The 12,279-nt window shown below is 76.6% G+C and carries 5 protein-coding genes; 2 read left to right on the forward strand and 3 right to left on the reverse strand.

Annotated elements, in window-relative coordinates:
• Nucleotides 1-234: 2-oxoglutarate dehydrogenase E1 subunit family protein (locus FRCN3DRAFT_RS0210780; RefSeq protein ID WP_007517066.1), on the reverse strand; the 234-nt coding region annotated here is incomplete at its 3' end.
• 493 nt (nt 235-727) lie between these two features.
• On the opposite strand from FRCN3DRAFT_RS0210780, the gene FRCN3DRAFT_RS0210785 reads away from it, so the two are divergent.
• A complete protein-coding gene (locus tag FRCN3DRAFT_RS0210785) occupies nt 728-2,995 on the forward strand; it encodes a hydantoinase/oxoprolinase family protein (RefSeq protein ID WP_007517065.1) in 2,268 nt (755 codons plus the stop codon).
• A 302-nt stretch (nt 2,996-3,297) separates the two neighbouring features.
• Here the strand turns inward: FRCN3DRAFT_RS0210785 and FRCN3DRAFT_RS0210790 are convergent, their stop codons facing one another.
• Nucleotides 3,298-4,248, reverse strand: coding sequence for a thiamine-phosphate kinase (locus tag FRCN3DRAFT_RS0210790; RefSeq protein WP_007517063.1), 951 nt, complete (start codon nt 4,246-4,248; stop codon nt 3,298-3,300).
• 900 nt (nt 4,249-5,148) lie between these two features.
• Here FRCN3DRAFT_RS0210790 and FRCN3DRAFT_RS56060 point away from each other — a divergent pair.
• Nucleotides 5,149-7,059 (forward strand): acetamidase/formamidase family protein, encoded by a 1,911-nt coding sequence (locus tag FRCN3DRAFT_RS56060; RefSeq protein WP_007517061.1) that lies wholly within the window; start codon nt 5,149-5,151, stop codon nt 7,057-7,059.
• A gap of 44 nt (nt 7,060-7,103) precedes the next feature.
• Here FRCN3DRAFT_RS56060 and FRCN3DRAFT_RS0210800 read toward each other — a convergent pair whose 3' ends face one another.
• Nucleotides 7,104-12,164, reverse strand: a complete 5,061-nt coding sequence (locus FRCN3DRAFT_RS0210800; RefSeq protein WP_007517059.1) for an AAA domain-containing protein — start codon at nt 12,162-12,164, stop codon at nt 7,104-7,106.
• Nucleotides 12,165-12,279: the final 115 nt, after the last annotated feature.

Here is a 12,279-nt window from a genome sequence, read left to right on the forward strand (position 1 = left end):
CGCGGGGGCGGGCTTGACAGGAGTGGACGGGGCGGCGGGGGCCTGGGCCGCGGGCGCCCCGGCGGCCGCGGTCGGTGACTCGGCTGGCGTGGTGTCGATGACCGCGCGAGCGCTCTCCGGGTCCGTGTTGTCGGTCGCGGTGGGTGCGCTCGGGTGATAGTCGGAGAGGAACTCACGCCATTCGGGTGACACGCTGTCCGGATCCGCGAGGTACTGCTGGTAGATCTCGAACACCAGCCACTCGTTGGTTCCGAAGTCAGGTCCTGACGCGGGTACCGTCGGTGCTGTCACGGGGCCAATCGCCTCTATCCAGGTGGAGACTTCACTTCTGTCGAAAGGGGCCTTCGAAAGGCCCTTCCGCTACCGCCTGTCTAGGCTACTCGCCGGGCCGAAGGCCCCTGGCGCTGCCCTTTGCGGCATATCAGCATGACGCCGCTCGCGGCGGCGTCACCGCGCCCGCCGGGGTGGTCGATGGTGGCGAGGCGTGGTCGCGGGGCTGCCCTGAGGCATCCGTCGGGGCATCGACGGCGCGGCATTCTGGTTGTCTCCCCCATCGGTGGCGTACGGCATCGCCTGTCGTGGTTGAGTGGCTACCCGCTGGCTCGCGGGCGCCGCCGATGTGAGTTTCCCAGCATCACGACCCGCCCGCCGGCCCGTCGCCCGGCTCGACGGAAGTGTCGGACCTCCCCGCGTCCGGTGCCGGTGGCGGCGTGCGACGCTGCCCGGCGTGGTGGCGCAGCGACGGGACGGTACGGGAGCCGCCGCGGCGGCTGGGCTGCTGGGCGAGCCGGGCGCGGCGGAGCCGCCGGGCTTCCGGGTGGGGATCGACGTCGGCGGCACCTTCACCGACCTCGCCGCCGTCGCGCCGGACGGGCGGACGCTGTTCGCGAAGGTGCCCTCCGTGCCGGCCGACCCGTCGGTAGCCGTCCTGGCCGCGCTCGCCGCGGCGGCGCTCGGCGGCCAGCCGGACCCGTCGGGCGCCGGGGAGCGGGCCGGGTGGGTCGAGCGGTTCGCCCACGGCACGACGGTCGCGACCAACGCGCTGCTGGAACGGGCGGGTGCCCGGACGGCGCTGGTCACCACCCACGGCTTCCGGGACGTCATAGAGATCGGCCGCCAGAACCGGCCGTCGCTCTACGACCTGACCAGGGACCGGCCCGCCTCGCTGGTCCCGCGCGAGCTGCGGTTCACGGTGCGCGAGCGCTGCGGACCGGACGGGGTGCTGGAGGCCCTCACCGCCGGCGAGACCGCCCGGGTGGTCGAGCGGGTCGCGGCGGTCGACGGGCTCGAGGCGGTCGCCGTCTGCCTGCTGTTCTCGTTCGCCTGGCCGGAGCACGAGCGGCGGCTGGCCGAGAGCCTGCGGGCCCGGCTACCCGGGGTGACGGTCGTCGCCTCCAGCGAGGTGCTGCCCGCCTTCCGTGAGTACGAGCGGTTCGCCACCGCCACCGCGGACGCCTATCTGACGCCGAAGCTCTCCGCCTACCTCACCCGGCTGCGCGGCCGGCTGGCGGCGGTGGGAATCGGCGAGCCACTCGTGATGCAGTCCTCGGGCGGGGTGGCGCGGCTCGCCGAGGCCGCCGCGCACGCGGCCACGTGCGTGCTGTCCGGCCCGGCGGGCGGGGTGGTGGGCGCGGCCTACGTCGCCGGTCTGTCCGGGGTGCGTGACCTGCTGACGTTCGACATGGGGGGCACCTCGACCGACGTCGCGCCGGTGCTCGGTGGCCGGGCGCTGACCACCTCCGAGTCGGTGCTGGCCGGAGTTCCGATCATGCTGCCGGCGGTGGACGTGCACTCCGTCAGCGCGGGCGGCGGCTCGATCGCCTGGGTCGACTCGGGCGGCGCGCTGCGGGTCGGGCCCGCCTCCGCCGGCGCCGATCCCGGGCCGGCGTGCTACCAGCGAGGCGGGCGCGAGGCGACGGTGACCGACGCCGACCTCGTCCTCGGCTACCTCGGCGACGGGGCCAGCCTCGGCGGCACGGTCACCCTGTCCGCGCCGGCCGCGGCGGCGGCGCTGGAGCGCCTCGGCGCGCGCCTCGGCCTCTCGGCGCTCGCCGCCGCCGCCGGGGTGGTCGCCGTCGCGGACGCCGAGATGACCAGGGCGTTGCGGGTGGTCTCCATCGAGCGTGGCCTCGACCCACGCACGTTGGCGCTGGTCGCGTTCGGCGGCGCGGGCGGGACACACGCCTGCGCGCTCGCGGAGGCGCTCGGGATGACGACGGTGCTGGTGCCCAGGGCCGCGGGCGTGCTGTCCGCGCTGGGGCTCGCGCTGGGGGACGTGCGCCGTGACCACACGGCGCCGCTGCGCGGGCGGCTCGGCGACGTGGACCTCGCCGGCGCCTTCGGCCGGCTCGCCGGCCAGGCGGCGGCCACGGCCCAGGGCTCCGGCGGTGGGGACGAGAGGGACGGCGACGAGAGGGACGGCGACGAGGCGGGCGAGGACGAGGGGGGCGGTGAGGACGGCCTGCTGTTGGAACGGCAGGTGGACTGCCGCTACGCGGGGCAGGCGCACGAGCTGACCGTCTCCGCCGGGTCACCCACGCCCGGCGACGCTGACGATCCGGCCGGCGCGAACGTGGCCCTGGCGACCGCCGTGCGTGCCGCCTTCGAGGAGACCCACGTCCGCCGCTACGGCCATGCGGCGCCCGACCGGGACGTCGAGGTCGTCGCCGTCCGGCTGGTGGCCACCGTCCCCGGTCTGCGCCCCGCCCTCGCCGCCGAGCCGGCGGACCCGGCCGCCGCGCGGACCCGTCGCGGCGTCTGGCTGGGCGGCCACGAGGCTGGTCCCGGCCGGCTGGCGGGGGAGCCCGGCCGCGAGACCGCCGCCGCGGGCTGGCGCGAGGTCGACGTGGTCGCGCGGGCCGCGCTCGGCCCCGGCGACACGGTGGTCGGCCCGGCCGTCGTCGAGTTCGCCGAGGCCACCTGCCTGGTCCGCCCCGGCTGGACCGCGCGCGTCGACTCCGTCGGCACGCTCTGCCTCACCCGTCCCGCCGACTGACGGTGTCCCGACGCCGGGCCGTCTCCACGCTGTGCGTTCTCGATGCCGGGCGGCGTGGCGGAGTGACGCTGTGCGACAGACATTGCGCACAGTAGGGACTTTCGCCCCGTCGTCCGGCGCCGGGAACAGTCTCGTGGCCTGCGTCGTTAGCATGACCGTGCCGGTCCGCATCATGGCCCCCGGACCTAAAACACGTCGCTACGAGCGACATTGCCCCGTGAGGCGACCTGGCGGGCCGGTGCTTTTCGTCAAGATCGCGCCCCTTCGGGGGCGCGATCTTGTTTTTTTGGGACACTGGTCTTCTAGGGACGTCGGTAGTGGTCCCAGCCCTGCGCCCCCCGGTAGGGGCTGCCGTCGACCAGGACTCCGGAGCCCTCGGACACCTCGCCGATCAGGGTGACGCCGGCCGGCAGCGGAACGGTCGGCGGGAGACACGCGACGAAGGCGTTGTCGTCGCCACCGGTCAGGATCCAGCGCAGCGGGTCGGCGGCCAGGCGGGTGGCGGCCGTGCGCAGCGGCTCGGCGACGTCGAAGGCGCCCGAACGCAGCTCGACGCGGACGCCCGACGCGGTGGCGATGTGGCCGACGTCGGCCAGCAGGCCGTCGCTGACGTCGCACATCGCGCTCGCGCCCGCGGCCGCCAGCGCCAGGCCGGCGGCGTAGGGCGGCGCGGGACGGCGGTGGGCGTCCAGGAGCTCGACGGGGTCGCCCGCGCTCGTGTCCAGCAGCTCCAGGCCGGCCTGAGCCCAGCCCAGGCGGCCGGCGAGCACGACCCGGTCACCCGGGCGCGCCCCGGAGCGCTGGACGGGCTCGGCGCCGCCCAGGTCGCCCAGCGCGGTGATGGCGAGGATCACCCGGTCGGCCGAGCTCACGTCCCCGCCGGCGACGACGGCTCCGAGCTCGGCGCACTCGTCGCGCAGCCCGTCGGCGAGCCGCAGCACCCAGGCGACCGGGAGGTCGCCCGGCGCGGCCAGGCCGACCAGCAGACCGGTCGGCCGGGCTCCCATCGCCACGACATCGCTGAGGTTCTGCGCCGCGGCCTTGCGGCCCACGTCGTACCCGGACGAGTAGTCGCGGCGGAAGTGCCGGCCCTCCAACAGCAGGTCGGTGGTGGCCACGACGCGGCCGTCCGGGGCGGCGAGCAGCGCCGCGTCGTCACCCGGGCCGATCAGCAACCCGTCGCCGCCGGGAAAGCGGGCCGTGATCGCCCTGATCAGGCCGAACTCGCCGAGATCGGCCACGACGCCCGTCATCGGAAGTGGGCGGGTGGGGAGGGGAGCACGCCCGGCACTCTAGCCGCGCGGTCCGTCGCCGGTCCTGCGCCAATCGCGTACATCACTCGCGCCGAATGCGGCGTTCTTCGTGAATCCGCGCGCGGAGGTACGCGGATGTACGCGGACCAGCCCGCTCGCGGCCAAGCCGGCTGGCTGGTCCGGCGCCGGACGCGGGCGTCGTCTATCGGGACGACGAATAGCGCCGGTTTCCGCGGTATCGGGCCGCCGTTTTTCTTTGTGTGCGACGTCCGGCCGGAATCCTTTGACGTGTGTGCGCCGAATCCGGGCGGGAAACGGTGGCGTCGCGCCGGAGCGGCCGTCCGTGGTCGGCCACACGGTCGACCACGGACGGCTCGCGGGTCCGGCGTCGCGGCGCGGTCGCCACGGCCGGTAGCGCGATTCAGCCGCCGCCGGGTCGTCGCCGGGCCGTCGCCGGGCCGCCACCACGCCGTCGGCGGGCGGGGCGTGTGCGGCGTCACGATCGGCGAGGCGGCTGGCCGAGGAAGGCGCGGCCGGCGGCCGGATGGCCGGGCAAGCGGTCCCGCTGGCGCGGGATCGGCACTGCTCCGGCGGGTACCGAGCGGCGTCCGTGGGCTGGGCGCCGACGGCTCCCGATGTTCCGTCCCGGCGGCACCTTGGACGTTCGACGGGCAGGGCCATGATGGGATGCCGTCGATGGCAACATCGCTGACATCTGACCGTCATATCCCGCTGGGACTCTGACGGCCGTGCCGCTCGTCATCCCCTGCCGCCCGTATCGCCCGGCGGTGCCGGCCGCGTACGCCTCGACGCCGAGGCCGCGGACGCACCCCGGGCAGGTACCCGGCGCCTCGCCGGACACCGGCGGGCAGGCCGGGACCAGGCGACGGTAGGGCGCCGGTGGCACTGCAGCCAGGGAAGGGAAAGGTCGAGGGCAAGCACTACCTGCCGTCCACCCCGGAGACGGTCCGCTGGGGGGAGCTGCCGACGGCGCGTACCAGGCCGGTGCTGACCGTGGACACGGGCTCGACCGTCACCATCGACACGGTCAGCCAGGAGGGCATCCTGGAGGACCAGGGCCGCGACCCCGACGCGTTCTTCGGCCGCCACGGCGTCACTTCGGCCGAGGTCCTCGAGGACGCCAGGGCGATCGCGGCGTCCGGGATACCCCACCGCTTCGGCATCGACGGCCCGCACATCGTCACCGGCCCCGTGCACGTCCGCGGCGCCGAGCCCGGTGACGTGCTGCGGATCGAGGTGGTGTCGCTGCTGCCCAGAGCCCGGTACGGCGTCATCTCCAACCGCCACGGGCAGGGCCTGCTCGCCGGCGAGTTTCCCGAGGGACCGCCGCCGGACGAGGACGCCGACTCCCGGCACTGGCACGGCTTCCGGACCGTCAGCAGCTTCTGCGCGGTCGAGCGCCGGCGCGGCAAGCTGTTCGGCGCGCTCGACGCGGCGACGGTCGGCGGCGCGCGGGTACGGTTCCCGCTCACGCCGTTCATGGGAATCATGGCGGTGGCCGTGGACACCGGCGCGGAGTCCGGCGCCGAGGGTGACGGCGAGGCGGCGGTCACGGTCCCGTCGACGTCGGTCGGGCTGCACGGCGGGGCGCTGGACTGCCGGGAGCTGGGAATCGGCGCCCGGCTCTACCTGCCGGTCCAGGTGCCCGGGGCGCTGTTCGCGGTCGGGGACCCGCACTACGCGGCCGGAGACGGCAAGGTCGGGCTGACCGCGCTGGAGGGACCGCTGCGGGCGACCTTCCGGCTCACCACCCTGCGGGAGCCGGCCGCGCGGGCGGCGCTCGGCGCGCTGCGGGAGCCGTTCGTCGAGACGGAGACGTCCTGGCTCACGCTGGGGCTGGACGTCGACGTCACCGAGGCGGTCAGGCGGGCCGCCCGTTCGGCGGTGCTGTTCATCTCCAGCCGGCTGGGGCTGGAGCGCGCCGCCGCGCTCGCCTACCTGACGGCGGCGGCCGACTTCGGGATCAGCCAGGTCGTCAACGGCGTGCACACCGCCTACTGCCGGCTGCGGCGGGCCGACTTCAGCGAGACGCCGCCCCGGCCGCGGCTGCCCCGTGCCGCGCTCGGCCGGCTGGTCGGCAGCGGTGACGAGGAGGACGACGGGCTCGACCTGGACACCGCGATCGACGCCGAGATCCCGGACAACGGGTCCCGCGACACCATCACCCGTCATGGCGGCGGCCGCGGCCGGCCGTCCACGGGCGCCGGGACCGCCAAGGCACCCGCCACCGGAGCCAACCCCGCGGACGCGGATGGAGACGGGCAGGAGGTGGCGGCCTCCGAGGGCTCGGCCGACGGGCCCGTCGTGGACGGACCCGCCGCCGGCGGTGCCGCCATCGACGGGTCCGCTGCCGACGGCGCGGCTGTCGACGGGTCCGCTCCCGACGGGTCCGCTGACGACGGCCGCATTGCCGACGAGTCAGCTGTCGACGGGCACGTCGTCCCCGCACCTGGTGGCGACAGGCTCGACCCGGAGCCCGCCGGCGTGACCCCGGATGCCCTGAGCGGGGACGGGGACGAGGACGGCGACGTGCCGGCGATCCCGGTCCAGCAGGAGGCCACCACCGGCTCGTCCCGCCCGTCCCCGCGTGCCGGCCAACGGTCGCGCGATCATGACGAAGCCCGCGCGGCCGGCGGCCAGCCCGCGGGTGTCATCGGCCAGCGGTCGCGCGATCATGGCGAGGCCCGTGCCGCCGGAGTCCGGCAGCCAGGTCGCGAGCCCGCGCCGCGCGGCGCGGGCAAGGCGACCGGTCGCCCGGCCCCCGACAGCCCGTCCACCGCCGGCCGCTGACCGCCCGGGCCCGCCGCCGGGCGAGGAGTGTCCGGTGGGCGCGCTCAGGCCGGGTCGTCGTCCAGGCCGTCGAGCTCGGACAGCGTGATCGGGGACCACCGCCGAGCGAGCTCGCTCGGCGCGGCGCCGGCCGGGCCGGCCAGCTGGTCGGCGAAGGCCGCTTCGGGTGTTCCCGTCCGTCCGCCGGCGGGGCCGATGCCGGCGGCGGACAGACGCGGCCACAGGCTGGCCAGCGCCGCCGCCTGGTCGCTTTCGAAGTCGGACTGGCGGACGCGCCAGAACGGCCAGCCGGCCCGGCGCAACTGCCGCTCCCTGGCGAAGTCGTGGGCGACCTGCGTCGGCGTGCCGGCCTCGTCGCCGTCGCACTCGACCGCGAGCCTCGCCCGGCCGCCCGCGACGACCAGGTCGATGCGCCGGCCGTTCACCTCGACCTGCGGCAGGACGCGGTAGCCGGCGGCGGTGAGCTCGCGGAAGACACGCTGCTCGAACAGCGAGTCGAAGCGGGGATGCGGGATGTCCGGCGGCACCTGGTCGAGCCGTGGTGGCTCGTCGACGTCCGCCCACTGGGCACGGCCGCGGTCCAGCACGTAGCCGAGCTGGCTGTGCCGAAGGTCGTCGGGCCGCAGGTCCTCGAGGCCGACCGAGTGGAACAGCCACATCTGGTCGCGGGCGCGTGAGGCGGCCACGTTGAACCGCCGCTGGTACTCCTGCCGCCTCAGCGCCGGGGTGGCGGTGTCCGGTGTGACCACCATCGAGAGGAACACCACGTCGCGCTCGTCGCCCTGGAAGTCCGGGGGCGTGCCGACCCGCAGCCGGCGGCGCTGCTGCTCGGCGGCCGACATCCGCGCGGCGAGCAGCGAGCGCAGGAGCTCCGCCTGCCCGGTGCCCTGCAGGACGACGACGCCGAACGAGGCCCCGTCGTAGCGTGGGTCGGCCGCGCAGCTCAGCACCTCCGAGACCAGCGCCTCCGCCTCCGCCGGGTTGCGCAGCGCGGCGCCGGCACCGGTGGTGTAGGCGTGCGGCACGTGGCGGGCGCGCAGCGGCGGCAGCCGGTCGGCGCCGAACTGCCGCAGCGGCACCAGCGGTGCGTCCCGGTAGAACATCGCCGACGACCACTCGATGATCTCCGGCATGCAGCGGAAATGCTCGCGCAGGCGGATGACCTCACCGAACCGGGTCCGCAGCAGGCTGAACAGGCTCGACCGGGGAGTGAAGGAGACGCGCAGCCAGCCGGGCAGGTCGGGCAGCAACGCGTCGAGGCGGCGGAACATCGGGTCCAGGTCATCGTCGTCGATGACCGGGCCCTCCGCGCCGGCGCCGGCGCGCGCCGCGCTCACCGGCGCGGGCGCCGGGGCGCACTGCCGGTCGTCCCCGACGATGATCACTCGGGGGGCCAGCCACAGGAGGAACAGGCTGTCCAGACCGGCCTGGCTGCCCTCGTCCACGATCACCACGTCGAAGCTGTCGCGGACGGCCGGGATCGTGGCGAGCACGTCGGCGATCGGCATGACCCAGGCGGGCACGGCTGTCTGGGCGATCGCCATCGCCTCCCTGGCGGCCTGCCGGTAGCGGTCGGCGTGCCGGCCGGTGAACCGGCCGCCGCCGGCGACGGCGTCCGCGTAGGCCCGCAGCGCGGCCGACTCCCGGGTGCCCATCCGCTCCAGGCAGTGCTTCCAGGCCTTGGCGCCGGCGAGCTCGGCCGTGGTGGCGGCGACGGCGTCCTCGGCGGCGTCGAGCTGGGCGTCGAGGTCAGGCGCGCCGGCGGTGGTCGCCCGGCCGGTCCGGGAGGCCGTGAGCCAGCCGGCGGCCAGCCCCCAGGACCAGGCGGCCTCGAACCGCGCCAGGCGATGGCGCCACTCGTCGTCATCCACGGGCTCGGAGGCGCCACGCCGGTCGGCCGTGCCGACGGCGGCCGCGGCGGAGAGCAGCTGTTCCGCCAGCGCCGGGTGGGCGCTGGTCAGTCGCTCGAGCAGGACGGTGCGGCGGGCGGCCTCCCGCCGGGCACCGACCGCGGCCAGCAGCCCGGCGCGCGCCAGCTGGTACTCGGCGAGATCACGGGCCGCCAGCGCGCCCGCGAGCCGGTGCAGCTGCGCGGGGAATCCGCTCCTGGTCGCGGCCGCCTCGACCTCGGCCCGCGGCCGCTCGATCTCCGCCCGGGCCTCGGCCGCGGCCAGGCGCAGCCGGGCGAGCGCCAGAGCCCCGGTCAGGGCTCGCAACGCGTCGGTCGATCCAAGGTCGACCAGGCCGCTGCCGAGACCGGGGCCGGCCAGGTGCACACCGGTCTCCGCGCCCAGCGACGCCAGCAGGGAGTGGACCTGGTCACGGGCGGTGAGGACGGCGACGACGACGGCCAGCGCGTCCTGCGCCTCGGTGAGCCGGGCGAGCCGGATCTCGGGGGCCACGATCTCGCCCCCTGGCTCGCCGGGCGCGCCCTGCCCCGCGGGCTGGCCGGGACGGCCCCCGGCGCCGGTCGGAGCGGGTGAGCCAGCCGTCTCGCCCGGCCCGCGGGCGTCGCCGGACCCGAAGCCGACGGCGACCCCCGCCAGTGCCCAGGCCCTGGCGGCGGCGTCGATCGCGACCTCGGCGCGCAACCGGGCGAGTACCAGGTCCAACAGCTCGGGCGTGCTGGGCGCGCGACCGTCGACCGTGGCCTCGGCGAGCAGGTCGGCCGCGTCCTTCTGGACCCGGGAACGGAACATCCGGCGCAGGCTGCCGCCCTGGTCCAGGTGCCCGCGCAACGCCTCGGCGGCGGCGAGCATGCGCGCGGCCGGTGTCCCCGTCGGGTCGGTCGTGCCCGCCGGGGCCTGGGACGCGGCGGCCGGCAGGGTGACGGCATGCAGGCCGAGCGTGGCGAGCGCCTCGGTCGCCTCGGCGAGCGCCGGCGCCGCCGAGGTGACCTTCCCCCACACGGCGCCGTCGCGGCCGGCGAGCGCGTCGTCGAGCGCGCGCGGAATCCAGGGTGCGCGCCGGGTGGTCCGGCGGGCCTCCTCCAGCGCCCGGGTGACGGCCTGTACGGCGGCGGTGAGCCGGTCCAGGCCCGCGGTGTCGAGCACACCGAGCGCGGCGGCCACCTCGCCAGCCGCGGACCCGGCGGCGGCCCTGGTGGCGGCGTCCGCCTCCGCGGCCGCGGCCCGCTCCCGCTCCAGCAGCCGGCCGAGGGCCTCGGGACTCGGCAGGGAGACCGGGCCCAGGCCGATGTCGTCGTCCTCCAGCGCGTCGTCCTTCAGCGCGTCGTCGGCCAGCGCGCCGCCGCCCGGCGTGGCGGACTTCCCTGGGGTACCTGTGCCGGGCGCGCTCGGGCGCCGGCGGTCGACCGCCGTCTCGTCACCGGGTGCCGCCGCGGCGGGGGCGCTCAGCAGCGCCCAGAGCTCCGTGGCCTCCTCGGCGGCCAGCGGCGCGGGCGGCGGCTCGCCGGCGGGGCCGCGGGGGACCGGGAGTGGGAGCCAGCCGTGCTCGGCGCGCTCGCCGCGAAGCCGGGCGGCGATGGCCCCGCGCGTCCCCGACCAGCCGGGAGCGACCTCGCCCTCCGGGTGCCCCACCGCCTCGGCGGCGCGTACCTCCTGGATGGCCGCCACGAGCTCGTCGCGGCGGGCGATCGCGGCGTCGCGGCGAGCGCGGGCCTCGTCGATCCGGCGTGCCTGGCCGTCCGGATGGTAGGCGGCCTTCTCAGCGGCGAGCGCGCTCACGCTCGCCGCCAGGTCGGCGGCGCCCGGGTCCTCCGCCTCGGCGAGCGAGACGCACAGCCGCCGCAGCGACTCCGGGAGCTTGTCGCGCAGCACCCGCAGCGCCTGCGCCTTCTGGCTGGTCACCAGCACCCGCTGCCCCTCGGCCAGCAGCGCCGCGACCAGGTTGGCGATGGTGTGCGTCTTGCCGGTGCCCGGTGGGCCTTCGACGATCACGCCGCTGTCGTGCCGCAGCCGCTCCATGACGTGCGCCTGCTCGGGGTTGGCCGGCAGCGGGAACAGTGGGTCTTCGGAGAGACGGCCGGGGGGAGTCGCGCCCTCGGCGGCGAGCCAGGCCAGCCGCTCGTCGGCCTCCAGCGTCTCCACCAGCTGGACGAGCCCGAGCGGCGGGCGGCCCTCGCCGCGCAGCGCGTCCAGCATCTGCTCGTAGTAGGTGAGCAGCGTCGCGCTGCCGCGGGCGCGCAGCACCAGCGCGGGGGCGAGGTCGACGCGTGGCCGGTCGGTCGGCGGGCCGGGCGGCGGCCAGGCGGCCGAGTACCCGTCATGGCCGACATCGAGGGCGAGCGTCAGCCAGTCGCGCAGCAGCCGCTCGTCCTCGCCGCCGAACGGCGCGGCCGGGCGGGCGCGCAGCCGCTCGTGCAACGCGTTCGTGCGCTCGCCGTGGAAGACGGGCAGCCCGTTCAGCAGGCCGTCCTCGAGCCTGGTGGCGACGCCGTCCGGCACGCGCAGCCGGATCGCCGAGGTGACCGGGTCGACCTCGGCCGCGAGCCTCGTGGTCAGCAGATGGCGGCGCAGCGTCCGGCCGTCGGGCGCGCGCCAGGAGAGCAGGCCGGTGGCGAGCACCAGCTCCAGCCCGTCGCCTTCCTGCGCGAGCCGGCCGGCCACGCTGTGCAGCACGCCGTGCAGGGCGCGGCGGTCCGCGTCGGCCCGCGCCCGGGCGGCCCAGATCTGCCAGGTGGGCAGCCAGTCCTGGTAGGCCTGCGGCACCTCGGGACGGTCGACGAGCCGGACCGGCTCACCGAAGCCCTCGACCACCGGCTGGCCGCCCGGCCGCAGCGGGATCCCGTCCGGCCAGCCGGCCCGGGAGCGCAGGCTGGTCTCGCGCAGCGGCGGCGAGTCCGATGGCACGTCGCCCGGCTCGGGCAGCACCACCCAGCCGGCCAGCGCGTCCGGCAGCGGCGGCGGCGAGGGCAGCACGGCCGCGGCCGGCGCCTCCAGCGCGACCTCGCCCGCGGTCGCGTGCTCGAACAGCGACAGGCCGCCCGGCAGCTGCGCGAGCCACACCACCAGAGGGTTGTCCTCGACCGCTGTCACCTGGTCGGACTGGGACAGCGCCACCTCGTGCAGGAACCGCACCAGCCGGTGGCACCGGTTGGTGAGCATGGCGAACCGCTCCTGATCCCCCGACGGTCCCGTCGTCATCACCCCTCCGCGCCCGAACGCTCCGAATAATCCCCTACGCTTCCGCGCGGGCTACCGCGCGGCTCACCCATCGCCCCCGGGCGACGTGATCGCGGCGACCGCGCGGCGGGCTGCC

It is taken from the genome of Pseudofrankia saprophytica (assembly GCF_000235425.2).
GTDB lineage: Bacteria > Actinomycetota > Actinomycetes > Frankiales > Frankiaceae > Pseudofrankia > Pseudofrankia saprophytica.

Coding starts and splice junctions, on each gene's coding strand:
- FRCN3DRAFT_RS0210790 (WP_007517063.1), bottom strand. CDS start 4,248: ATGACGGGCGTCGTGGCCGATCTCGGCGAGTTCGGCCTGATCAGGGCG.
- FRCN3DRAFT_RS0210800 (WP_007517059.1), bottom strand. CDS start 12,164: ATGACGACGGGACCGTCGGGGGATCAGGAGCGGTTCGCCATGCTCACC.